This is a genomic window from Gammaproteobacteria bacterium (genome assembly GCA_034522055.1).
GTDB lineage: Bacteria > Pseudomonadota > Gammaproteobacteria > JAABTG01 > JAABTG01 > JAABTG01.
The window spans coordinates 2,544,647-2,566,653 of record JAXHLS010000002.1; the positions used below are offsets into that span (position 1 = coordinate 2,544,647).

20 protein-coding genes, 1 pseudogene and 1 CRISPR repeat array are annotated in these 22,007 nt (G+C 61.1%); of the genes and pseudogenes, 12 read left to right on the top strand and 9 right to left on the bottom strand.

Features of this window, described 5'->3' with window-relative positions:
• Window positions 1–65: 65 nt before the first annotated feature.
• From U5S82_12405 to mazF, 7 genes and pseudogenes are all read left to right on the top strand, one after another.
• Window positions 66–371, top strand: a complete 306-nt coding sequence (locus tag U5S82_12405; GenBank protein ID MDZ7752445.1) for a type II toxin-antitoxin system prevent-host-death family antitoxin — start codon at window positions 66–68, stop codon at window positions 369–371.
• Complete coding sequence (locus tag U5S82_12410) at window positions 355–768, top strand: putative toxin-antitoxin system toxin component, PIN family (protein MDZ7752446.1); 414 nt, start codon at window positions 355–357, stop codon at window positions 766–768. Before U5S82_12405 ends, U5S82_12410 begins: the two co-directional genes overlap by 17 nt.
• A 263-nt stretch (window positions 769–1,031) precedes the next feature.
• Complete coding sequence (locus tag U5S82_12415) at window positions 1,032–1,688, top strand: Crp/Fnr family transcriptional regulator (protein MDZ7752447.1); 657 nt, start codon at window positions 1,032–1,034, stop codon at window positions 1,686–1,688.
• 70 nt (window positions 1,689–1,758) lie between these two features.
• Entirely contained in the window at window positions 1,759–1,947 is a 189-nt protein-coding gene (locus U5S82_12420) for a DUF2892 domain-containing protein (protein MDZ7752448.1), read from the top strand.
• A 489-nt stretch (window positions 1,948–2,436) separates the two neighbouring features.
• A pseudogene (locus tag U5S82_12425) lies at window positions 2,437–2,610 on the top strand (site-specific integrase).
• Window positions 2,611–2,693: 83 nt separating this feature from the next.
• Entirely contained in the window at window positions 2,694–2,942 is a 249-nt protein-coding gene (locus U5S82_12430) for an AbrB/MazE/SpoVT family DNA-binding domain-containing protein (GenBank protein ID MDZ7752449.1), read from the top strand.
• Window positions 2,942–3,295 (top strand): endoribonuclease MazF, encoded by a 354-nt coding sequence (gene mazF / locus U5S82_12435; protein ID MDZ7752450.1) that lies wholly within the window; start codon window positions 2,942–2,944, stop codon window positions 3,293–3,295. The genes U5S82_12430 and mazF overlap by 1 nt, the downstream gene beginning before the upstream one ends.
• Before the next feature lie 886 nt (window positions 3,296–4,181).
• Here the strand turns inward: mazF and U5S82_12440 are convergent.
• Entirely contained in the window at window positions 4,182–4,316 is a 135-nt protein-coding gene (locus U5S82_12440; protein ID MDZ7752451.1) for a hypothetical protein, read from the bottom strand.
• Between the two features lie 139 nt (window positions 4,317–4,455).
• Between U5S82_12440 and U5S82_12445 the strand changes: the two genes are divergently transcribed.
• Window positions 4,456–6,009 (top strand): Fic family protein, encoded by a 1,554-nt coding sequence (locus tag U5S82_12445; GenBank protein MDZ7752452.1) that lies wholly within the window; start codon window positions 4,456–4,458, stop codon window positions 6,007–6,009.
• 570 nt (window positions 6,010–6,579) lie between these two features.
• Window positions 6,580–9,730: a CRISPR direct-repeat array (repeat unit 36 nt; unit sequence GCTTCAATGAGGCCGCGGCTGAATGCCGCGGATAAC).
• A gap of 225 nt (window positions 9,731–9,955) precedes the next feature.
• On the opposite strand, the gene cas2 is transcribed toward U5S82_12445, so the two are convergent.
• From cas2 to cas7u, 7 genes are all read right to left on the bottom strand, one after another.
• The gene (cas2, locus tag U5S82_12450) at window positions 9,956–10,246 is read right to left on the bottom strand and encodes a CRISPR-associated endonuclease Cas2 (protein ID MDZ7752453.1); all 291 of its coding nucleotides are present in this window, start codon (window positions 10,244–10,246) and stop codon (window positions 9,956–9,958) included.
• A gap of 6 nt (window positions 10,247–10,252) precedes the next feature.
• Window positions 10,253–11,962 (bottom strand): CRISPR-associated endonuclease Cas1, encoded by a 1,710-nt coding sequence (gene cas1, locus U5S82_12455; protein MDZ7752454.1) that lies wholly within the window; start codon window positions 11,960–11,962, stop codon window positions 10,253–10,255.
• A 292-nt stretch (window positions 11,963–12,254) separates the two neighbouring features.
• The gene (gene csb2, locus U5S82_12460) at window positions 12,255–13,115 is read right to left on the bottom strand and encodes a type I-U CRISPR-associated protein Csb2 (GenBank protein MDZ7752455.1); all 861 of its coding nucleotides are present in this window, start codon (window positions 13,113–13,115) and stop codon (window positions 12,255–12,257) included.
• Between the two features lie 85 nt (window positions 13,116–13,200).
• Entirely contained in the window at window positions 13,201–14,139 is a 939-nt protein-coding gene (locus U5S82_12465; GenBank protein MDZ7752456.1) for a hypothetical protein, read from the bottom strand.
• Window positions 14,136–17,072 carry a type I-U CRISPR-associated helicase/endonuclease Cas3 gene (cas3u, locus tag U5S82_12470; protein MDZ7752457.1) on the bottom strand — a complete coding sequence of 979 codons (2,937 nt, stop codon included), beginning with the start codon at window positions 17,070–17,072 and terminating at the stop codon, window positions 14,136–14,138. Before cas3u ends, U5S82_12465 begins: the two co-directional genes overlap by 4 nt.
• Window positions 17,069–18,766: a type I-U CRISPR-associated protein Csb2 gene (gene csb2, locus U5S82_12475; GenBank protein MDZ7752458.1), complete on the bottom strand. Its 1,698-nt coding sequence runs from the start codon at window positions 18,764–18,766 to the stop codon at window positions 17,069–17,071. The genes cas3u and csb2 (U5S82_12475) overlap by 4 nt, the downstream gene beginning before the upstream one ends.
• Window positions 18,763–20,046 carry a type I-U CRISPR-associated RAMP protein Csb1/Cas7u gene (gene cas7u, locus U5S82_12480; protein ID MDZ7752459.1) on the bottom strand — a complete coding sequence of 428 codons (1,284 nt, stop codon included), beginning with the start codon at window positions 20,044–20,046 and terminating at the stop codon, window positions 18,763–18,765. The genes csb2 (U5S82_12475) and cas7u overlap by 4 nt, the downstream gene beginning before the upstream one ends.
• Window positions 20,047–20,281: 235 nt before the next feature.
• Between cas7u and U5S82_12485 the strand changes: the two genes are divergently transcribed.
• Together U5S82_12485 and U5S82_12490 are read left to right on the top strand one after the other, a co-directional pair.
• Entirely contained in the window at window positions 20,282–20,560 is a 279-nt protein-coding gene (locus tag U5S82_12485) for a BrnT family toxin (GenBank protein MDZ7752460.1), read from the top strand.
• Window positions 20,502–20,801 (top strand): BrnA antitoxin family protein, encoded by a 300-nt coding sequence (locus tag U5S82_12490; protein MDZ7752461.1) that lies wholly within the window; start codon window positions 20,502–20,504, stop codon window positions 20,799–20,801. Before U5S82_12485 ends, U5S82_12490 begins: the two co-directional genes overlap by 59 nt.
• Window positions 20,802–20,958: 157 nt before the next feature.
• Here the strand turns inward: U5S82_12490 and U5S82_12495 are convergent, their stop codons facing one another.
• Entirely contained in the window at window positions 20,959–21,303 is a 345-nt protein-coding gene (locus U5S82_12495) for a helix-turn-helix domain-containing protein (GenBank protein ID MDZ7752462.1), read from the bottom strand.
• 37 nt (window positions 21,304–21,340) lie between these two features.
• Between U5S82_12495 and U5S82_12500 the strand changes: the two genes are divergently transcribed.
• Window positions 21,341–21,589, top strand: a complete 249-nt coding sequence (locus tag U5S82_12500) for a type II toxin-antitoxin system prevent-host-death family antitoxin (protein MDZ7752463.1) — start codon at window positions 21,341–21,343, stop codon at window positions 21,587–21,589.
• Window positions 21,582–21,983 (top strand): type II toxin-antitoxin system VapC family toxin, encoded by a 402-nt coding sequence (locus U5S82_12505; protein ID MDZ7752464.1) that lies wholly within the window; start codon window positions 21,582–21,584, stop codon window positions 21,981–21,983. The genes U5S82_12500 and U5S82_12505 overlap by 8 nt, the downstream gene beginning before the upstream one ends.
• The last annotated feature ends 24 nt before the right edge of the window (window positions 21,984–22,007 follow it).

The window sequence follows — 22,007 nt, forward strand, 5'->3', positions numbered from 1 at the left end:
GTACCAATTGAGTTGGACAGGAAATGGTACTATCTTGTGTGTTATTTGGTGTACAGGAGATAGCCATGGACTTTGTCACCGCCCGCGAACTCAGGGCTGAGTCGGCCAAGGTATGGAAGAAGCTGGAGGCCGGAGAGGACGTCGTCGTGACCCGCAACGGCAAGCCCTTCGCCCTGCTGGTCAATACTCGCCCGGAGGAGTTGGAGGATACGCTGCGCGCCATCCGCGGCGAACGCTTCGCCGCGACTGTGCGGAAGATGCGGCGGCAAGCGATGGCGCAGGGGCTGGACGGGATGACCATGGAGGAGATCGATGCCGAGATCACGCAGGCACGCAGGGAATGGCGGGACCGTGATGCGGGTGGTGATTGACACCAATGTTCTTGTCGCCGCGCTCATCAGCCCGACGGGTAAACCGGCGCGAATAGTGGATAAGATCAGGGCTCAGGCCATCCAGCCCGTGGTCGGCCGGGCCATTCTGGAGGAGTACCGGCTCGTCCTGGCACGCCCCCGCTTCGGCTTTGATACTGCTGCCGTCGACGAACTTCTCGATGACATGGCCGCGCTCTCCCTCGCCATGCCGCCGGCGCCGGTGGATGCCGCGGGGCTTCCGGACGCGGATGATGCGCCCTTCATTGGCGTGGCCGTGGCCGCCGGCTGCCCCGTGGTTATCGGCAACTCCCGGCACTTCCCACCTGACTGCGGCGTCGAGGTACTGAGCCCGGCGCAGTTTCTGCAGCGGATGCATTTTTGCGACTCGCCGACATGAGACTCGGGTACTTGCTTACAACGACGAGGCCCTCATGAAGCACGGGATCATCCGCATCGTTCATCGGCTGGAAGAAACCGCTGATTTCTTGGCGTTCTTGGCGAGAGCAAAATTCTTATCTACTACACCCACGAATTCTGCGGACGGGCCAGATTCCCAGGGAATATCCGGAATAGGGTAATCTGGGAATCATGACCGACGAAGAAAGCCACTCACAGGGTCGCGCCTATACTTGCGATCGGCGTTCCCTGGCGGGATAAGCGATGGACAGCAGACAATGCTTTCCGCAACTCTTCGCCAGCCGCGACCCGCATATCCAGACCCTGCTCGGCGAGGCGCAGGAAGTCACCTTGCCCGCCGATCAGCTTGTTTTTCACCGCGGCGCGCCCTGCGAGCGCTATGTGCTGGTCGCCGCCGGCCGTATCAAGGTGGTACTCGTCGCGCCGAACGGGCGCGAAATCGTGCTTTATCATGTCGGCCCCGGCGACTCCTGCGTGCTGACCACCGTCGGCCTGCTCGGCAACGAAAACTATCCCGCTGACGGGATTACCGAATCCCCCGTCACCGCGCTGCTGATCGGTCGCAATGGCTTCGCAACCGCGCTGGGAGAATCGCAGCACTTCCGTAATTTCGTGTTCGGCAATATGGGCCGGCGGCTGGCGGATGTCATCGCCCGCATGGAGCAGATCAACTTCAGCGATATCAACTCCCGCCTCGCCGCGATTCTGCTCGCCCAGGCCGATGACAACGGCCGGCTTAGTATCACGCACCAGCAACTTGCGCTGGAAATCGGTTCGGCACGCGAAGTTGTGTCAAGGCATCTGAAAAGTTTTGAATCGCGCGGTTGGATACGCCTGGAACGCGGCCGGCTGGAAATCCGCGACCGGCGACAATTGCAATCACTGATCAAGTCTGTGTGATCAAGTCACTGACTCTGTCGGAACTTGCGTGGAAACTGGCACTCGAAATAACACAACCGGAGTCAATCTCATGCAACAGAACGTTGGAAATTCAGAACGCATCATACGCGCCGTTGTGGGTATTGTGCTGATCGCACTGGTGTTCGTTGGTCCCCAAACTCCCTGGGGCTGGATCGGCATCGTGCCACTGCTGACGGCCATCGTCGGCTGGTGCCCGCCTTACGCGATTTTCGGCATCAATACCTGCAAGGCGAAATAAGCGTCGCGCCGGGCGCCATTCTGCCATTGCGCCCGGCGTTCCCGCCTGTATTATAGATACACCACCACCGCCTGTTCCTTCGGCACGAATGGACGTCGGGATTCATCCCGACATTAAACCCCGCGGGGCACACGACGGGCCGGGCCGGAATCACCCGCCAGCGTTGGGTGTCGGACTGAAGTCCGACCTACAGCCCGACCTACACAATCCCCCCTACCGCCCATTCCTTTGGCACGAATGTAGGTCGGGATTTATCCCGACAATCAAACTGCTGCGACCGGCTTGGCCCAGTCAGGCATATTCCTGTCCAGCGTCCGTATTCCGCCGTTGATCACGTGCAGCAGGCGCCGGATGTCGGGGCGCTGCTGCTGACAGGCACGCCGGCCGCTATGGCGTCGAGCAGCGTGTCAGTCATGGTGCTGCCGCCAAGGGTGGTTTCGAAGGCGAAAGCGGTATCGTCGCGAATGGCTGCCCGCAGTCTGCGCCGCGGCTGGCATCGAGGATCTGCATTTCCGCGATCTGAGGCACGAGGCCACCAGCAGATTAGCCGAGTGGCTCCCGAACGTTATCGACTTAGCCGCGGTCACCGGCCAGCGGGATCTCCGAATGTTGGCCAGGTACTACCACCGGCGAGCGGGGGACTTGGCGCAGAAGCTCGGATAATGGACGTATCGACATTGTTGCTACACTCTGGGCGTTCATTTATTCTTCGGGTAGAGCGACGACTTGAGATGAGGTCTGCCGAGATGAAAGTGACAATAAAGAAGTGGGGAAACAGTGCCTCGATCCGTATTCCCGTGGCCATTATGCAGGCGGCCAAGCTACGTGTAGACGCAACGGTTGACGTTCGAGAAGAAGATGGTCGTGTTGTCATTGAGCCCGTTCCCGAGCCCGAGAAAGATTTCGATCTCGATGTGCTCATTTCGGGGATCACTTCAGACAATCTTCATGCCGAAATCGACTTTGGTCCCCCGGCCGGGAAGGAAACGTTGTAATGGCCAGGCCAAGGAAGGCGTATATCCCCGACACCGGCGATATTGTATGGCTCCATCTCGATCCGAGAGTCGGGCATGAACAAGCCGGCCGGCGTCCTGTAGTGGTTTTATCTCCGGCGTCCTACAATGGAAAAACAAGCCTGATGCTCTGTTGCCCGATGACAACGCAAATCAAAGGCTATCCATTCGAGGTCGAGATATCCGCCAGCAGACAAGGGGTAGCGCTCGCGGACCAAATAAAAAGCCTTGACTGGAGAGCGAGAAAAGCGACCAAGAAAGGGAACGTCACCTCAGAGGAGCTTTTTAAGATTCGACGTAAGACCCTGGCGCTGATTGGTTCCACGATTGCTTAAGGGGCGGCTTCCACCGCCCCCTATCCAATCAATCCTCCGACTGGAGCCAGTTCGCTGCATCGGCCCTGGCCCATGAGAGCATCGGGTAATCGGCCAGCCGGTACTCCATCCGGTAGCCCTGCTCGGCCGACTCGACAGACCAGTAATGCTGACCCTTGAAAAATCTTTGGCTATATCCGGATCTCGCAAAGCCCCGATTGCTCGTATTGCCTGACCTGGTGGGTCTCATGAACGTTTTCACAGTGTCCAAAACCGTGCCGGGATTTGCTCAGGCAAATCAAGGTTCCCGACAGCCAGATAAATCATGTCGGAGAATGCATCGAGATGGCGGTGTAGATGGCTGTAAAAACCCGCATATCTGGCGAAGGATTGATTGCCAGGCCAATCAGTCGCTGAGCCGGCAGGCGGGCGGCGGCAAGCAACCGGTGACAAGAGTGCCGGAATCGGGTGGATGAAGAGGGGCCGTTGAGACAGGTGCGATACCGGGTGTAATTGACTTGGCCGTCGAGCCCGGTATCGCACTCCGGGCCGTGCAGAGCATGAGCCCGCACACTATTTCTCGTTTTCCCCTGACAATCAAGTGCGCATTCCACGCCATTCGCAGATCAAGTCCTCATCTCTCTTCATCGGGGCAAAAGTAAGCCCGCAGACTGGCTGCCACCGGCATCCGACGGTTTCGCCCCACAGGCGCCGAGCACGCGCAGCTGCCACCGTCCATCTCGCCGTGGGGAGGCTCGGCCCGTAGGTCGGCTGCTCTTGGCAGCCTACGGATAAGAAAGCTCGCGCCATGACTGCCTGCATTCATGAGTGCCCGTACTCAGGCCACGGCTGAATGCCGCCGATAACGTGGCCTGCCCGTAAGAGCCCGCTTGCGGGCGAATGGTTGCTATGGAGCCAAGGCTGAATGCCACGGATAACTATCGTCTTCCTGCGCCAGCGTCTCGCTCAGGCGCAAGCCCATCGAGTAGGCTGCAATGCGCCGCACGGCGCGGGCACAGGCATCGATGGTCTTGTCGCTCATGCCCTGCTTCCCTTTCGGACCGGCCTGCCTTTATATCGACAGAATAACCTAATCTCGGTACAACATAATAACCTAGTAAGCGTGCAGCAGGAAAACCTTGCAAACACGACACAGAATAACCGAGCAACGAGGAAAACAGATGGCCACCCCCTCCGAGAAGCTTGCCGAATCGCTTGAGGTCCTCAAGGCTCTCCAGAAGGAGGGTGCCGTTGCGATCCGGTCGGCCGGGCTTTCCCGTGTTCATCGTGAACGCCTGCTCAAGGGCGGCTTTCTGCAGGAGGTCATGAAGGGATGGTACATACCGGCCCGCCCGGATGAACCTGCCGGGGAGAGTACCGCTTGGTATGCCTACTTCTGGGGCTTCAGTGCCGCCTATCTTCGGGAGCGCTTCGGTGGCGCCTGGTGTCTGTCGCCTGAACAGTCCCTTCTGCTCCATACGGGAAACCGGACGGTTCCCGGCCAGCTCCTCGTTCGGACCCCAAAAGGGGGCAACAAGGTAACGAAGCTGCCTCACAATACATCGGTGCTCGATGTCCGGGTCGCTATGCCCGACCCAGAGGAGATCGTTGAACTCGACGGTCTACGGCTCTACGCAGTTTCGGCGGCACTGGTGTCCAGTACGCCCGGTTTTTACCGCCGGCATGCGACCGAAGCGCGCGCCGCCCTTGCCATGGTCGACGATGCCTCTGATCTTCTCCGTCCGCTGCTTGATGGCGGACACAGCACGATAGCCGGTCGTCTCGCCGGTGCCCTGCGAAACATCGGACGCGACCGTATGGCCGAGGAGATCGTCAAGACCATGCAGGCTGCCGGTTATACCATCCGTGTGGACGATCCTTTTGAAGCGGCAGCGACCACGCTGCCGGCTCCACGCGAGGTCTCGCCCTGTGTGAACCGCTTGCGCCTCATGTGGGAAACCATGCGGGTAGCGGTTATTGAGCGCTTTCCTGTGGCCCCGGGTCTGCCGGGAAGGCCAGGAGATTATCTAAAGGACGTGGAAGAAATCTATGTCACCGATGCTTACCACTCCCTGTCAATCGAGGGATACCGGGTCAGTGCCGAGCTGATCGAGCGCGTACGCAGCGGCAACTGGAACCCTGACGGGTATGCCGGTGATCGCGCGCACCTTGATGCCCTCGCCGCGCGCGGCTACTGGCAGGCTTATCGTGCCGTGCATGACAGTGTGGAGAGCGTGCTGGAGGGCAAGAACGCAGGGACTGTCGCCGACCAGGATCACGGCACGTGGTATCGAGATATGTTTGCGCCGAGTGTCACCGCCGCTCTGGTTCGCCCAGCCGACCTCGCCGGATACCGCAACGAACAGGTCTATATACGGCGTTCAAGGCACGTGCCGCCCCGGCGTGAAGCCGTCCGCGAAATGATGCCCGATTTTTTCGAGTTGCTGGCCGGAGAAGCAGAGCCCGCCGTTCGGGTCGTTCTTGGCCACTTCGTGTTCGTCTACATCCATCCCTATTTGGACGGCAATGGGCGTATGGGAAGGTTTTTGATGAATGTCATGCTTGCCTCGGGCGGCTATCCATGGACCGTCATTCCCCTTGAGCGACGCGATGTCTACATGGCGGCGCTTGAAGAAGCGAGCGTGAGGCAAGACATTCGGCCGTTCGCGGAGTTTCTGGCCGGTTTGGTCGAGACAAGACTTCAGGGCCAGGCCACAGCGAAACGGCCACGATAGGCAAAGTGGTTCTCAAGCCCGCAAATATTCCGGCTATATCCGGATCTCGCCGCGCCCCGATGGCTCGTATTGCCAGGCCAATCAGTCGCTGTAGCTGGCTGTAAAAACCCGCGCATATCTGGCGAAGGATTGATTGCCAGGCCAACCAGTCGCTGAGCCGGCTGGCGGGCGGCCGCGAGCAACCGGTGACAAGAGTGCCGGAATCGGGTAGATGAAGAGGGGCCGTTGAGACAGGTGCGATACCGGGTGTAATTGACTTGGCCGTCGACCCCGGTATCGCACCCCGGGCCGTGCAGAGCACGTGCCCGCACACTATTTCTCGTTTTCCCCTGACAATCAAGTGCGCATTCCACGCCATTCGCAGATCAAGTCCTCATCTCTCTTCATCGGGGCAAAAGTAAGCCCGCAGACTGGCTGCCACCGGCATCCGACGGTTTCGCCCCACAGGCGCCGAGCACGCGCAGCTGCCACCGTCCATCTCGCCGTGGGGAGGCCCGGCCCGTAGGTCGGCGGCTCTTGGCAGCCTACGGATAAGAAAGCTCGCGCCATGACTGCCTGCATTCATGAGTGCCCGTACTCAGGCCACGGCTGAATGCCGCGGATAACGGGCTGGTGGATGAGGGATACCGCCCCGGCCGCAAACAGCTTCAGTGAGGCCGCGGCTGAAAGCCGCGGATAACCAAGACCAAGCCCGCGGGCAAGCTGGCGGATGTGGTGCTTCAATGAGGCCGCGGCTGAAAGCCGCGGATAACTGGAAACGAATGGGCCGGGGGGCACGGAGCCGCACCCGCTTCAATGAGGCCGTGTTGTTTCGCGGCTGAAAGCCGCGGATAACGGTGTTGGCCTCGCCGGCGGCGTAGGCGGGGCCCATGCTTCAATGAGGCCGCGGCTGAAAGCCGCGGATAACCCAGCTTGTGGGTGAAGGCCTACCGCAGCAAGAACCAGCTTCAATTAGGCCGCGGCTGAAAGCCGCGGATAACGCCGGGGCGCAGGTGGGGCGGGACGTCGGCGGCATCGCTTCAATGAGGCCGCGGCTGAAAGCCGCGGATAACCACTCAGGACCTTGCGCAGATTGCAAGTTTTCCGCGGCTTCAATGAGGCCGCGGCTGAATGCCGCGGATAACAGGGCGTGGCCTACGACCAGGTGAAGTGGATCGAGGTGGCTTCAATGAGGCCGCGGCTGAATGCCGCGGATAACCCGAGAATGGTGTTTGCGCTCGCACGGTCTGTTGCCGCTTCAATGAGGCCGCGGCTGAATGCCGCGGATAACCCGGCATGTCCACCGGAACGACACCAGTAATGGCCAGGCTTCAATGAGGCCGCGGCTGAATGCCGCGGATAACGCGTATATTCGGCGTCTGCTCGCTCCTCCAGATACGGCTTCAATGAGGCCGCGGCTGAATGCCGCGGATAACGGCCGAGGCCGCGTATCTGGGCCTGCAATCCATCGCGGCTTCAATGAGGCCGCGGCTGAATGCCGCGGATAACCCAGCACACAACCCATGCCAGGACGGCTACAGCGGGCTTCAATGAGGCCGCGGCTGAATGCCGCGGATAACGAGGCCTGGGCGTACTGGCTCAAGGTCAAGGCAACGCTTCAATGAGGCCGCGGCTGAATGCCGCGGATAACTCGGCATCGTCGCAATCAGCGGCGTGTTTGAGTTCCCGCTTCAATGAGGCCGCGGCTGAATGCCGCGGATAACGCGCCGGAAGGGTACAGTTCCACCGCCGCGCAAAATGCTTCAATGAGGCCGCGGCTGAATGCCGCGGATAACCTGGCCGCGGGCGAGGAGGTGGGCGTCATCGACAGGCTTCAATGAGGCCGCGGCTGAATGCCGCGGATAACAAGCGGGCCGAGGGTCTGAGCCGCAGCCTGCAAATCGCTTCAATGAGGCCGCGGCTGAATGCCGCGGATAACGGTCTACCTCCCGCACACCGAGGGCCTGAATACCAAGCTTCAATGAGGCCGCGGCTGAATGCCGCGGATAACCTTCGGCGTGAGGCTGGAACCACTTCCTGTCATTCGGCTTCAATGAGGCCGCGGCTGAATGCCGCGGATAACGCCAGACAAATGAGGCCACCTACAGGAGACACCATGCTTCAATGAGGCCGCGGCTGAATGCCGCGGATAACAGCGAGGAGGCCCTGAGGACCACTGTGACGCAAGATGCTTCAATGAGGCCGCGGCTGAATGCCGCGGATAACGCAGACCCTGGAAGCGGCACCAGTGGACACAGGCGGCTTCAATGAGGCCGCGGCTGAATGCCGCGGATAACGCACGGGCACGGGTGGTCAGGGGTCGCACGGGCTTAGCTTCAATGAGGCCGCGGCTGAATGCCGCGGATAACGCACGGGCACGGGTGGTCAGGGGTCGCACGGGCTTAGCTTCAATGAGGCCGCGGCTGAATGCCGCGGATAACTGCGAGGCGAGATTCGCCAGGGCGGAGCAGGTGACGCTTCAATGAGGCCGCGGCTGAATGCCGCGGATAACCGGTAACGGCGTGACCGTGCTCGACGTGGACATTGCGGCTTCAATGAGGCCGCGGCTGAATGCCGCGGATAACCAGAGCATGGACAGCAACATGCCGGACCTGTAGCGCTTGCTTCAATGAGGCCGCGGCTGAATGCCGCGGATAACGTACTTGGTGTTCCCGTAGGCTACGTGGCGGTCCTTGCTTCAATGAGGCCGCGGCTGAATGCCGCGGATAACTCCACCTGCCCGACGACGTGGACGAGGACTACTGCGCTTCAATGAGGCCGCGGCTGAATGCCGCGGATAACGATGCCTGTAAGGGATATGACGGCGGTCTTTACAGAGCTTCAATGAGGCCGCGGCTGAATGCCGCGGATAACGGTGCCAGGTGTTCCCGTCCGCCGGGTCGCCGCCGAGCTTCAATGAGGCCGCGGCTGAATGCCGCGGATAACATCGGGTAGTAGGTTCTCCTCTTGAAGATTTTTCATGCTTCAATGAGGCCGCGGCTGAATGCCGCGGATAACCACGTGGTGGCCCTGGCTCCCAACTCACCTACACTAGGCTTCAATGAGGCCGCGGCTGAATGCCGCGGATAACCCAGGGTATGCAGACGGCGCTTGAGGTCTCGCCGCAGCTTCAATGAGGCCGCGGCTGAATGCCGCGGATAACATGGAAGAACGGGCCTTCAGGGCGACAGACTACGCAGGCTTCAATGAGGCCGCGGCTGAATGCCGCGGATAACTGGTCTGCCACACCACCACGGGCGTCACCAGGTACACGCTTCAATGAGGCCGCGGCTGAATGCCGCGGATAACGTACTTGTCGAATAGCCAGGCCTGCTTGGCCTCGGTGCTTCAATGAGGCCGCGGCTGAATGCCGCGGATAACATCGCCGACAGCAACAAACTCCGCCGGATCGCCATCGCTTCAATGAGGCCGCGGCTGAATGCCGCGGATAACTTGCGGCATCCCGCCGCGAATCACCCCCGGAGGTTGCCGCTTCAATGAGGCCGCGGCTGAATGCCGCGGATAACCCTGTACGACAGAGATGGGCCACGCGTTGACGGTATGCTTCAATGAGGCCGCGGCTGAATGCCGCGGATAACTACGAACCGCCGAAGATCTTGCTGACCCTCCTTAAGCTTCAATGAGGCCGCGGCTGAATGCCGCGGATAACGCCGCAATACTTGCTTCGCGGGAGGAGACATAAGATGCTTCAATGAGGCCGCGGCTGAATGCCGCGGATAACCGCCCCTCCCCGAACCAAGGGCCGGCGGGGCCTGCCGGCGGGTCTTGCGAGCGGTGCGGGTTTCTGGCCAATGGTCATCATGCCATTCTCATGTGGGGCTGGAAATGGTTTATGTAATTGATTGTTTGTTAAAGAGCATCCGGGCTGCGAGCGGTCCCCGGGGTTTTCGGTGCCACCGGACCGCTCGCGGCACCCAGGCGGAGCCCGGCGTCGCCGGCAACCGCTTCAGACTATGGTAGGTACTCTTTCCACCAGATTGAAGTCCTTTCCCAGGCTGGTGACCCGCGGTTCGACCTTGTCGGCCACTCCGATGTCCACCAGCAACACGTGGTCGGCGTCATGGTGGATGATCTGGTCGAGCATGGCGATGAGGTCCGCATGGCGGCGCCGGGACAGGCGACACTGGAAAACGGACAGTTGGAGCCATTCGCCGTAGCCCTTCATGGTCTTGAAGACCGCGCGCCAGCGCCGGGGATCGGCGATGTCATAGGAAACGATGTAGAGGTGTTCGTCCATGGCCGGTCACCGGGTCGTGAAATTGGGATTGTCGTCGAGGTCGCCGAGCAGGTAGCGGCCAAGCAACCGGCCCTGGAGTTCCAGCAGCCGCCGGTAACTGAGCCGGTAGCCGAAGATCGGATGGGTGATCTCCTGGCTTAGGCGACGCTCGTACGCGGTGATGAAACGCTTGCGGCCATCCGGGGTGAGGTTCACGGCGCCTGCGGCGGTGACGAAATCCGATGGCCGCACCTCGCCATTATTGATGGCCTGGATGACGCTGGAGTCGGCGAGCAGGGGTCTGAAGGGTTCCATCATGTCCAGGGCGAGGGCAGGGCGGCCATATCTGGGCTGATGATAGAAGCCGCGAAAGGGGTCGAAGCCCACGGCTCCGAGGGTAACCGCCCAGGTGCGGGACAGCAGCGAATAGGCATAGGACAACAGTGCATTGACGGGGTCGCGGGGCGGGCGCCGGTTGCGCTGGGTGAAGTCGAAGGCGAAGGTGGCCTCCGGGGTCTCGGCCTTCAAAAGGTTTCGGAAAGCACCGAAGTACTTTGCCGCGGCGCTGCCCTCGATGCCGAGCAGCTCCTCAAGATTGCGGCAGCGCAGGGCCTCTTCCGAAAGGTGCTTGAGGTCTCTGAGCAGCCGTTCCGGCTTCTCGTCGAGGCGCCAGTTGCGGCGCAGCAGGGTGCGGCTGTTCTGGATCTTAGCCCGTACCCAGCCCTTCGCCAGATGCAGGCAGACTTTCTCGTCGAAGCTCTCCCGATACTGAGCGGTGCGCAACTCCACGTTTTTGTGACCGTTGCCGATGGAGTGGCCGAGGAACCAGCCGCCATAGCTGTGCCAGGTGACGGGGATATCCCTGCGCATGAGCTCGTGGAGGGTGGGCGTCGTGAGATAGACGTTGCCCATGAGGACCACCTGGGAGATGTCGATCAATCGCACATGAGCCGCCGGTTTGTCATCGACGGAGACTTCCAGGGTCTCACCCTTCTTGCGCACCGCCGCCTTGTTGGCCTGGACATACAGTGGCAGGGCCTCGTCCCGCCCCACGGCAAGGGGGCGAGGGGGTGTTTCGGTTCGCCGCAGATAGTTGACCTCGTCCGGCAGGCAGATCCCCACCAGCGAGCAACGCGGACACTTGGGGCTGTCTTCCAAGGGCACCGGCATGCGCCCTCCGACAGCCACCAGACGCAATCCGTTGACGGCCGAGCGGGTACGATTGCGCAACTCCTCGTCGAATTCGACGGTTACCCGTTCCTTCGACTCGACGAAGTAGAGGATGCCATGGTCGCAATGGTAACCATGCTCCTCGAGAATGAGGCCCTGCACGCAAAGCTGCACCCGCTCGGGTTCGTAGGCACCCTTGGCGACGTGGGGGCGCTTGCCCCGCTTGTAGTCCACGGGTACCACTTCTTCCCCCTCGCCCTCCACCAGGTCCAGCTTGGCGATGAGCCCGATCTTGCGGGAGGACAGGGTAATGGACTTGGCATGGAAGGTCTCGTATTCCTCGGCCTCCCCAGGGTCCGGCAGCTTGCCGCCAGGCTTGTCCACCCGGCGATGCCGGTATCGCCCTTCCACCGTATCGGCGGAGTCCGCCCATTCCCCCTGGACCCATTCCAGATAGGCCAGGCGCGGGCAGTATTCGTACTCGTTGACCATGCGCGCCGGCAGCAGCGGCAGGTCTTCGGACAACTCCGGGAAGCTGAAGGGCAGTTCAGGTTGCTGGTCGGTCATGGTGGACGTATTCCGTTAGCCCGCGTTCACCCGTGCAGAGGTTACTCGGGTCATCGCCATCGCGCTAACGGCTGCTCGCGCGGCCGTGACCGGCGAAGCTCGACAATCGCCGCCGGGTATGGCCCGGATGCTCTTCGTGTCGTGGCGCTGGAAAGGACGCATGGCACGAAACAAGAAAGTGCTCTGAATGGGCGATGCGACGAGCCGTGAGGAATTTTCCCTGGGGTGTAATGCCGTTCTAATACACGACAAGAGCTGTCCAAACGGAATATCGGCTTCGCTCCTGGCGTGTTCATTGCGGTACAAACATTCCCAAGCCAAAGTGACAGCCGAAGCCGAGTGCGAGCGGGCCGCCTATTGGTTCTGAAAACTCGATCTGCCAGAAGCTGCCGTGTCGATCGGGTTGGCTGAGGCCACGTCGGGCGCGGATGCGGTGGAAGTGAAGCGGGTAGCGGTCACGGCCACCAATAGAGATTGACGGCAGGCGCTCGATTCGTAGGGGTTTGGGGAACCCTCGCTCCCCGCATTCTCGCCGAATCTGGTCCTCTACGGTGAAGCCGTTCTTGGCGTGCCAGGGGTGCAGATAGGGCGTAACCGAGGTCCATTCTCGGCTTGGCTCTACCAGGGAACCACCGACCCCAACTCCACCAATACCTTCCAGGATCAAGCGCCATTTACCACCGTCCCGCTGCCAGATCTTACGCAACCTCCCGATGATGAGGCGTTGGTCTCCAGAGAACCCAGCCGGAACGTGGATCACCGCACGATTCAGGTAGCCATGGCCGCTGCTGTCATAGGGCAGATAGAATGCGTGTTGATGCCGATTGCCTTGGGGCAGATCGTGGCCGGAAAAGATGGGAGGTGCAGAGTAGCGCCCGGCCTCGTCCTTACCGAAGGCACTCATCACAGCCCAGCGCAGCAACTCACCGATACGGAGACTGTCCTCTACGCGCGGCAGCGGCTTTCCGACCAACAAGAAGCGGGCGGTGGTGAACATAGGAAAGGCTGCCTTGTGGTTCGTCCAATCAGGCGGGGACCTGCTTGGTAGCTGCAGGCAATCGGCCCGGTGGCCACTCATGAGGAGGATACTCACACAAGGCTCGCATCCTGGAATATTGGTATGGCCGTCATCGCTTGGCTGAGTGGTATTCATCTCTTATTTGTGCGTAATGGTTGGAGACGCCGCTTCTGCGATTGATTCTTATCCGATGTTTGTCAGAGCCGGTATGCTGGATTCACTATAAGACTTCGCTTGGTGCGAAATTGCCATAGCCTCCCTGATCGGAGCGGTGGATACGCGATTGCAGGACGCAGCCAATGCCACGAGCCACTCGCTCGCGCGCCCTCATATCGGGCAAGCCCGGCAGGTTCATCAGAACCTCGGCAGTGCGTATGGTGCAATCCCGCGTCCATAGGGGCCAGCGGAAGCCACCGTTTTTCCAACCGCCATAACAGCCAGTGGTTACCAGCCTTGTACCCACAGCGAAGCTGCGTAGTACGGCCAAGCCGCGAAAAGCGAGCCAATCGGCACCGGGTACGCCGAGCTTCTTGTCGGTCGAAGGATTGCTGGCACGGAGGGCGTAGTCCCGAGTCACGGTCGAGTCCCATCCGAGCACTGGCATCGGCCGGGAGTAGGTCCACGGTCCAAACAGCGCTTCTGCAAGGTCCTCCCTGGTAACTCCCTTTCCGTCATATCCAGCGAGAGTTGCTGCCATGTGAAGAAATTCCTGTTGCCCGGCAGTGAAATGCAATGGAAAAGGCTTTGTGGCCCCGTTGTTATCGACTACACCCTCGGCCGCGAACGCTGCGGCGTACTGCGCCGCTCGTCTTCCCTTGGCTGAGTCTTCATCAAGCAGCTGCTGGAGGTAGGCACGGAAGCGGGGCGGTGGTGGTTTCAGGTCCCACGCGAGCCTTTCAGGTTTGTCCTTGTGCTTCGGATACCGCAGGTCTAATGTTGCATCGTGGGGCCAGCAAATAGTTGCATCAGCTTCCAGGAAATCCAGAAGCTCTTCACGGTTGAGCAAACTGCACAATTGCGGTATCCAGGTTCCGTCTTGCCGCCAAGTTAACCGCGGGGCTTCGCCAGACTGTTCACTCAAAACTCGCAGCGCGCCCATTGCAGCCAGAAACCCTAACGGGTTGGTTCCGTCCAGTCCAGGCAATACCAATGTGTTCATAGGTTTCCTCTTTCCTCCTGCTCGCTGCGTCGGTGGTCAGCGAGACGCAGGATGGCTTCAACCCAGGCCAGTCCGTGGCTTCCGTAACGCTCAGTCAGGATGAAGAAGCGGTCGCTAACCCCCGAGTCAAGGGCGGCGAGGCCATGGTCAGTCGACGCACTGAGTGCGGCCCCGTCCAATTCAATTTTGATTTGAACTGGTTCGCCAACCGACTCAGGCTCCACGGGCGCCAAGGGTCGGCAGTGGCCGTGATGTGACGCGACCAAGTACAGCACTAGGTCCCAGTCATTTGCCTTGGCGCGCACGTGTTCGGCGTCCTGCAACAACGCGAGGGAGATCAGTTCATGCCGGGTGCCGACGGGGTAATCTGCGCGGCGTCGGGCTTCGGCCTCCTGGCGGCGATTACGACCGCTCACGGCTGATTTGGCCAGCGCCTCAGGTGCGGTCAGGGCGCGGTATTCGCTCCCACCGTGTAGCAGGCATTGGAAGCGCGAGTCGTGCTTGCCGAGGTCGTGCAACTGGCCAGCGAGGCGCAGATCCTGCACCAAGGGCTCCGGTAGGCCGCAACGACGCGCAAATCCCTCGGCTAGTCGGCCGACGCCGGCAAGATGTTTGCGTAGCGGGGCGGCCTTGCCGATGAGGGACAGCTCGTCGCCATCCAATGCCAAGTCAGGACTGACAAGTCCCGTCACGGGGTTCGCCGATTTAATAATCCGGCGTGAGATTAACACCCAGCTGTCTCCGATTTGGTGGCCTTTGACGCGGATTAGTCGCGGACCGTCGCGTTGCGCCAATTCTTCGAGCAATATGCGAATCGCATCGGCGCGGATGTCCCGGATTCCGGTTTCCGCTACCACGTTGCCGGCGTGTTCGGCAAGGAAACGCCGGATTTGCCCCCGATCGTCGGTGTCCTGCTCCGCGTCACCCTCTATGGGAACAGGCGGTTCGCTGCCTGGCCAGAGCCGACTGTCCAGACGGAGTACAGCGCGTCCGCGTTGCTGCAAGTGAGCGGCGTCTGCGAGGTCTGTAACCGGCTCCGCTGCACCGGGATCCCAGTTGCCGGAACGGATTCCGCCGTAATCAATCGGAACGATCACGGTATCCCAGGCTTTGATTACTGTCGAACGGATTGCCTGGGCTTCTCCGTTGCGTATAACCAGTGCAGGGCGCCCATGAGGCTGCTCGGCTTTCGTCGCTTCGGGTGTGTGCCTCTCTACGTCCGCAAGAGCCGCATCGGAATCCGGATCGGTACCGAGCAGCCACCCCTTCGCAGCCCATACGGGGACGGCTAGACTCTCCGACGTTAGAGGCGGGCAGGCGTCGAGGCGCTCTGCGAGCGCCCTGGAGATCGGTGTATCCTTTTCTCCATTGGCGTTCTCGCGTGCTGCGACTTCCAACTCTGTTTCTTCCAGATCTGCTCGCCAAACGACCCTTACTTCGGCCGACGATTCCCGGGGGCCGTGTAGCCAGAGGGCGACGTCTGGGTCGGGATAGGGGACTGGTGCAGTCTGGCTCCAAGCGTCCAAGTGCGCGGGCAACAGAATAGGGGAAGTAGTTACGGGGGTCAGAAGCCGCACCAGATCGTTGCGCTTAGGCAGCGTCAGCCCCTCGGAGCCAAAGTCGACCTGCTGAAGAGAGCAAAGGTAGTTCCAAGTCGCGGCTGCGGCTGTTCCGTAGATCGGGTCGTCCCCGTCGATATCGCTCCGTGCGAATATGGTGCCCGCGGCGTTGTCCAGGTCGCCGGCCCGGTTCAGGCGCCCGAAGCGTTGGCGCAGGGCGTCGAGGCTGGCGCACTCGGTGAGAAGAATATCGAAGTCGAAGTCGGCGCCTGCCTCAATGCATTGGGTGGAGACCAGCACCACGGCGTCCAGGGTGGCGTCGCGGCTGCGACCAGTTGTAAGTCGGGCTTGGAGCTTTTTCTCCAATTCTTGGCGATCCAACGGGCGCATGCGGCTCGTCAACAGCCAAGTGTTCGCAGCCAGACCGCGTGCCGTGAGGTCGGCGTAAATGAGTCGGGCAGCTTGCACTCGGTTTACGACCACGCCAACGGCATTGCCCGGCTGAATGGCGTCCACCGCGGCGGCAGCCATTTGCTCGGCCAGAACAGTCAGCCGGCGCGACTCGCCGCCGCTGACCTTGACCATCTTAAGGTTGGTCGGCTTTCGCGCTACGAGGCGGCGGCGAAGGACCCCATTGTTTAGGTCGGCGGCATCCAGCCTGAACGGCTTCGCACCGTCCTCGTGGTGCGTTGCGGATAGCTCTACCAACTGGAAGCGCCTTGGTAGTCGGGAGCCTATCCGGTCGGCGTGATAGCGCTCCAGCATTCGCAGCGTATCGCAGAACGGGCGTGCCAGGTGCACCTCGTCCAGCATAAACAATATGTCGTTACCCAGCAGTCCGGCATGTACCGGACGCATTCCCTCGCTGACACCATAGCCTCGGAAGAACAAGCGTGAACCGACTTGATCGACGGTAGAAATCAACACGGTCGGTTGTGCAGGGTTGGCTGCCCAAGTGTCGTCGCGCTGGACGGCGCCACGCAACAGGGCAACGTGTAGCGGCTCGTGGGTGCCCGCGAGGCGGATCAACTGATCAGCCACGCGCCGGACGACTGAATCCGGTTTGCTGTCAGCGAGTACGTTAGCGAGCTTGATCGCCCGCGCGAAGGATTGATCCGCCACGGTGCGCCGATCCACTACGAAGGCGATTCGGCAAGGCAGGCGTTGTCGGCCGGCCGCGAGGTCCGCCGCCAGAGCGAATACGGCGACATCGATTGCCGCTGTCTTGCCACTGCCGGTTGGCAGATCAAGACGGTCGGGAAACCGCCCCTCGTCAAGCACTTGACGGGCTAGTCTGGACTGCCACGGGAATGGCGGGTAGCCATAAACCGCCCGAAAGAAGGTGTCAAAATCTTGATGGTGTAAGTCTGTCATTCGTCATCGCTCGCCAGCGGTTTGCAAAGGCCAAGGCCGAGAAAGCGGCCTGCACCGAGGATCACCGGCCCACGCACTGGCTCTGGGAATTCCACGTACACATGTGTGAGTACGCGCAAGGTCTTCCCCACGCCCCGAGGGAAGGGTGCGAAATGCTTCGCTTTGTACACACCTGCCCACGGGGCGAACGGCAACACGTCCACTCGGACGGGGTCCGGTAGCCCAATGCGGCCGCAGGCCTCGCGGACACTTTGCTCGGCGGCACGAACGGCACTTGATTGTTTATCTGGATCGCGGCTTCGTAGGTCGCCAGGATTGCGGTCCAACGCGACAGGGCTCACAGATGCCCACTTCCGGGAGCGGCGGCACCAGGTATCCGGACGCAACGCCTGGAGGTGTGAAAAGTAATCTACTCGCCGCAACGCGATTATTCCGAGCGTGCCAAGTCGCAAATGCAGCAACGGTGCATCACTTTCGTCCGCGTCGGCACGTGCGGTCTCCTCCCAATCACGCAGGGCCTGGTAGGTGGCTTTCTTTTCCTCCAGCCCGAGATGGCGCGGCAGTATGATTGCTACACCGCGGAGCAGGCCATCCGCGTGCTGGTGGCCAACGAATGGGAGCGGGGCTATGGCGAGATGAGCTTGGCAGGAAGGTGCTCCGTTTGGCTGGTAGCCGGTGAGCACTTCAGGCAATGGCTCCATTGCATGGGTCAGCAGGGCGCCGCGCACTGCCCGGGCCATGTCGGGGCCGCGGGTGGCGGGCAGCAATGGACCCGAGATGCGCTCCAGGACCAGCCAGTCCTCTCCCATATCGGAAGCCTGAACGGTGGTTTCGGGCTCCGGTCGAGGGGCGTAGCCCTGAAACGCTTTGGGCATGATTCGAGGCTCAGATTCGCGGTGCAGCGCGAACGCCGCCTCCAGTCGCTGCAACTGGCCAGCCTGTATCACGCGCAAACGTAATGGTCCGGTATCCATTGGGAGGTGATTTACGGGAGCAGGCTCGTTCACCACGCGAAGGCTGACAAATGATGACGAATGGCCCAGGCGAACAACCCGTGCCGCCAACTGGTCGAGCACCCGCGCGTGTGATTCCGCCTCTGCGTTGCGCCAGACGAATTGAACCACGGAACTGTCGGGCGTTACCCCTGGAAACCAACGCCGCTGTCGTAGCCGGTGTCCGGGCAGGAGGGCGGCGGCTGTTGCCGCATCCTCTTTGCCAATTCGGATGGGCGCTTGAATCTTCGTTGCGACGGTGGTTTGCAATTTGCTGCGTGCAACCCGGGCTTTTTTCTCTGCCTTTTGCAGTGATTTTTCCAACTCAGTCTGCTGTTTTGGATGGCCAGCCGTTGACTCAAGCTTGTGCCGTTTTTCGAAGACTGCCGCTTCGGCCTCCGCCAGTGCAGTCTCTTGCTTGTCAAATCCACCGACTACGCTGAGATCGTTGACCGGAACAAATACGACGTGCTCCTCCCGGGGGAAGGCTTCGCTGGCGGACATCTCGGGTGCGCCGAGCGACTCCAGCCATTCGAGAGCACGGCGCTCAACAGGATCCGATTCCTCCGAAGCGAAATGAGTGGCTGCCAGCGCGGAAAATAGACGCGCGGGGTGGGGCGGCCACTCGGCGCGGCGGCGATCGTTGTAGCAGGTGGCGACGTAGCGTCCGGTAAGGAGCTGTAACTCCAGCGCAAACATCATTCACCTACCTCGATCTCGCCGGCTTGCACCTGTTCGCGACTCTTTCGGATTAAGTGGCTAAGCTTGGGGGCTGGTATGAGCGTCACCGGCTTGGGGTCCCAGCCAAGGCCCAGTTCCGCGGCCTTCTCGACAGCATCGGCCAACAGCTTCGCTGCACCATCCTTGCTCAGCTTGTAGCGTTTGGGCTCGCTGTCGTCACGCGATAGCAGTTCCAGCGCACCTCCGGATTCGGTGACCAGCAGCGAGCGAGATCGGAGATCGTAGCCTTGGGCTTCCTGATAGGCGAACGCAGCCAGGGCGAGGGCGGCCAAAGCGGTGCGCGCCGCGTCCTCGGCGGCGGAGCGGAGATCAGGGGGCAGCGGGTTGCCATTCACGTCGTCGCGGAAACGCAGACGGCGTAATGCCGGAAGGGAAAGGACGGAGGTTTGAATGGCGTAATCGAAGGTGATGCCGCCGCTTTCGTGGTCGATGCTCGGGGGTATGTTGCCATGATTGATGGTGCTCGGCTGCCCTTTGCCTTCTGCGCCTGAGCGACTAAAAAGTTCTGCGGCTCCCTTCTTGTCTTTCTTGGCTTCGCTCTCGTCGGCCGTCCAGTCATCTTCGTCCGCTTTTCTGTAAATGGGGCCAGCCTTCCGTTCGATGCCGGCGGGGTCGATTCGGCTGGCGGTCTTCACGCCAGCCAAGGCGCCTATGGCGACGATTTCCGAGGCTACGCTGCGTTGGAACTTGGCACCTAGGCCACCCTTGGGGCCGGTACTGTCCCAGACGCCGAAAATCAGTGCCGTCGGACAGTATTTGTACATCGCTGTGGCGTGGTTAGTGCGGGCGTCGGTGAACGATTTGCCGATAGGGGTCTGGCGAAAGGGGACGCCGTCCAACAAGCTGTCGCGAAGCAGGGCGTCGGCTATCCGGTGGGAGGCCTGGAGTGCGGTGATCTGTTCCAAGTCCTCAAGTCCGTCCTCGGCGCTAAAGTCGACCTGGACTAGGGGGAACCGCCGCAGTTCGTTGCGCTGCCAGCCCTCGAGCAGGGCCTCTTCCATGCGATTAGCCTGCGATGCGACAGAGTCGAGCAGTACGCTGGTGATTTCCTCGCCGTCGATGCGACGTTTCTCGAAGGCATACTTGGTCTCGGCGCGGCCTTCCTTTAGGTAAGTCGGCGGAAATACCTTGTCCCCTTTTCCACCAGCAGGCTGTAGACGGGTGATGCGTCGAATGGCGGGGCAATCGTCGATTATTGCCTTTTCCAAGACGTTTAGAGTTAGTTCTTCCAGATTGCTCATCGAAATTCTCCATTGGTGGCCAATGAGGCCGGGGCGAGGCCCCGGATATGCTTATTTTCTCCACAAGCTCAAAAAACAAAATCCTTGCTTCAATGAGGACTGGCCCTTAGCCAGTCCCATAGAGGATAGTAATTTATTTTCAAAACACAAATTCCTTAAAATGTTTAATCGGTAATTTCTATGCTACTATCGCACCGCTATCCGGATAGCCGTAACTACGAATCGTAGGTACACTATGACCCAGTTCACTTGGGACGAGCCCAAACGTCTCATCAACATGGAAAAGCATGGCATCGACTTTAAGGATGTCGTGAGGATATTCGACGGAGAGACGCTGACTTATGAGGACACAAGGTACGACTACGACGAGCAACGGTTCATTACCATTGGCCTGCTCGGTCATGTTGTTGTTCTGGTAGCTCACGTTCAAATTGGTGATGAAATTCGAATCATCCATGCCCGGAAAGCAAACAAATCGACAGCAAGACGTTACTTCCGATACGTCGGGAACTGACTGGGAGCATCTCGATCGTCTTGAAGACGAGGACATCGACACGTCCGATATCCCCGAGCCCACGCCGGAGGATTTCGCCCGTGCCGTGGCCCGGCGGGGGCTGGAGCCAGTGGCGCGCAAGCAGCAGGTGACGCTGCGCATCGACGCCGATGTGTTGGAGTGGTTCAAGGCGGGTGGCACCGGCTATCAGTCCCGTATCAACGCGCTGTTGCGGGCGTATTTCGAGGCCCACCGGAAGTAGTCCGCCGAGGCCTGGTGGTCCGTGCGGGCCGGCTGGCCGGGGCCTGGGGCAGTCGATGTCGATTCATCCCTGGGGTTCTCCGTGTCTGTGACTTCGCCACCCTAGCGCGGGTGGGGGGTCATTCCGTGAGTCCGTAACCTGAGAATATGCGTGAGGTTCACGGGCCAGGGCCTTTGGTTTCGTAGCGGCCCAGGGTCTCCTGCACGCGTTCGGTGACGCGTCGGCGCAGGTGGTCGGGGGCGATGACTTCCACGTCGGGGCCGCTGAACCACAGGCCGGGGAGCTGGTAGGGGTGGTCGCCGCCACGGGTGTCGTAGTGGTAGCCGTTGCGGGCGCGGTCGTAGGTCACGGGGGCGCCGAGGTGGTCGCGCAGGTCGTCGATGGCGCGCTTGACGGTGGCCCGGGAGCATTCCAGGCGTTCCTCCAGCACGGCGCGGGACGCCGGGTGGCGGTGGCTGGTGAGGACCTTGTGGAGTTCGAAGATGCGGGTGAAACGGTCCATATTGCTATAAGACGCTACAGGCGCTACATTGCCTCTCATGAACAAGACCATTACTCAGCGGGAGCTTCGCAATGACTCCGCCGCCGTGCTGCGCGAGGTACAGGCGGGCCAGACGCTCGTCGTGACACGCAACGGGACTCCGGTCGCCGAGTTGCGGCCGATTCAGCCCCGCCGTTATGTGCCGCGAGCGGTGCTCGCCGAGGCGGCCGGTCAGGCGCCGGCGCTGGATAGCGTTCGCTTTCGCACAGATGTGGATGGCGCCGTAGACCAGTCCGTCGGTGGCTGAGCCCAGCCGGGGGCTTCTCGATACCTCCGTTGTGATCGATCTCCATCGGATCGATCCCGCGCGTCTGCCGGAGCAATCCGCCATTGCGGCCATCACCCTTGCCGAACTCGCTGCCGGCCCCCACGCCGCCAGCGACGAGGAGGAACGGGCGCGGCGCCAGGACCGCCTGCACTGGGCCGCTGCCACGTGGGATGCGTTGCCCTTCGATGCCGCGGCGGCGCGCATGTACGGCCGGGTCTTCGCCGCCACGCGGGCGGCAGGCCGAACCAGTCGCGCCCGCCTTGCCGATCTACTCATCGCTGCCACCGCGGCGGCCAACGGATTACCGTTGTATACCCGCAATCCGTCCGACTTCATTGCCCTCGACCGCCTCGTCAATGTGATTGAACTCTGACTGCCTCCGGGCACCGTAGTGTCC

Coding starts and splice junctions, on each gene's coding strand:
- U5S82_12405 (MDZ7752445.1), top strand. CDS start 66: ATGGACTTTGTCACCGCCCGCGAACTCAGGGCTGAGTCGGCCAAGGTA.
- U5S82_12410 (MDZ7752446.1), top strand. CDS start 355: ATGCGGGTGGTGATTGACACCAATGTTCTTGTCGCCGCGCTCATCAGC.
- U5S82_12415 (MDZ7752447.1), top strand. CDS start 1,032: ATGGACAGCAGACAATGCTTTCCGCAACTCTTCGCCAGCCGCGACCCG.
- U5S82_12420 (MDZ7752448.1), top strand. CDS start 1,759: ATGCAACAGAACGTTGGAAATTCAGAACGCATCATACGCGCCGTTGTG.
- U5S82_12430 (MDZ7752449.1), top strand. CDS start 2,694: ATGAAAGTGACAATAAAGAAGTGGGGAAACAGTGCCTCGATCCGTATT.
- mazF (MDZ7752450.1), top strand. CDS start 2,942: ATGGCCAGGCCAAGGAAGGCGTATATCCCCGACACCGGCGATATTGTA.
- U5S82_12440 (MDZ7752451.1), bottom strand. CDS start 4,316: ATGAGCGACAAGACCATCGATGCCTGTGCCCGCGCCGTGCGGCGCATT.
- U5S82_12445 (MDZ7752452.1), top strand. CDS start 4,456: ATGGCCACCCCCTCCGAGAAGCTTGCCGAATCGCTTGAGGTCCTCAAG.
- cas2 (MDZ7752453.1), bottom strand. CDS start 10,246: ATGGACGAACACCTCTACATCGTTTCCTATGACATCGCCGATCCCCGG.
- cas1 (MDZ7752454.1), bottom strand. CDS start 11,962: ATGACCGACCAGCAACCTGAACTGCCCTTCAGCTTCCCGGAGTTGTCC.
- csb2 (MDZ7752455.1), bottom strand. CDS start 13,115: ATGAATACCACTCAGCCAAGCGATGACGGCCATACCAATATTCCAGGA.
- U5S82_12465 (MDZ7752456.1), bottom strand. CDS start 14,139: ATGAACACATTGGTATTGCCTGGACTGGACGGAACCAACCCGTTAGGG.
- cas3u (MDZ7752457.1), bottom strand. CDS start 17,072: ATGACAGACTTACACCATCAAGATTTTGACACCTTCTTTCGGGCGGTT.
- csb2 (MDZ7752458.1), bottom strand. CDS start 18,766: ATGATGTTTGCGCTGGAGTTACAGCTCCTTACCGGACGCTACGTCGCC.
- cas7u (MDZ7752459.1), bottom strand. CDS start 20,046: ATGAGCAATCTGGAAGAACTAACTCTAAACGTCTTGGAAAAGGCAATA.
- U5S82_12485 (MDZ7752460.1), top strand. CDS start 20,282: ATGACCCAGTTCACTTGGGACGAGCCCAAACGTCTCATCAACATGGAA.
- U5S82_12490 (MDZ7752461.1), top strand. CDS start 20,502: ATGCCCGGAAAGCAAACAAATCGACAGCAAGACGTTACTTCCGATACG.
- U5S82_12495 (MDZ7752462.1), bottom strand. CDS start 21,303: ATGGACCGTTTCACCCGCATCTTCGAACTCCACAAGGTCCTCACCAGC.
- U5S82_12500 (MDZ7752463.1), top strand. CDS start 21,341: ATGAACAAGACCATTACTCAGCGGGAGCTTCGCAATGACTCCGCCGCC.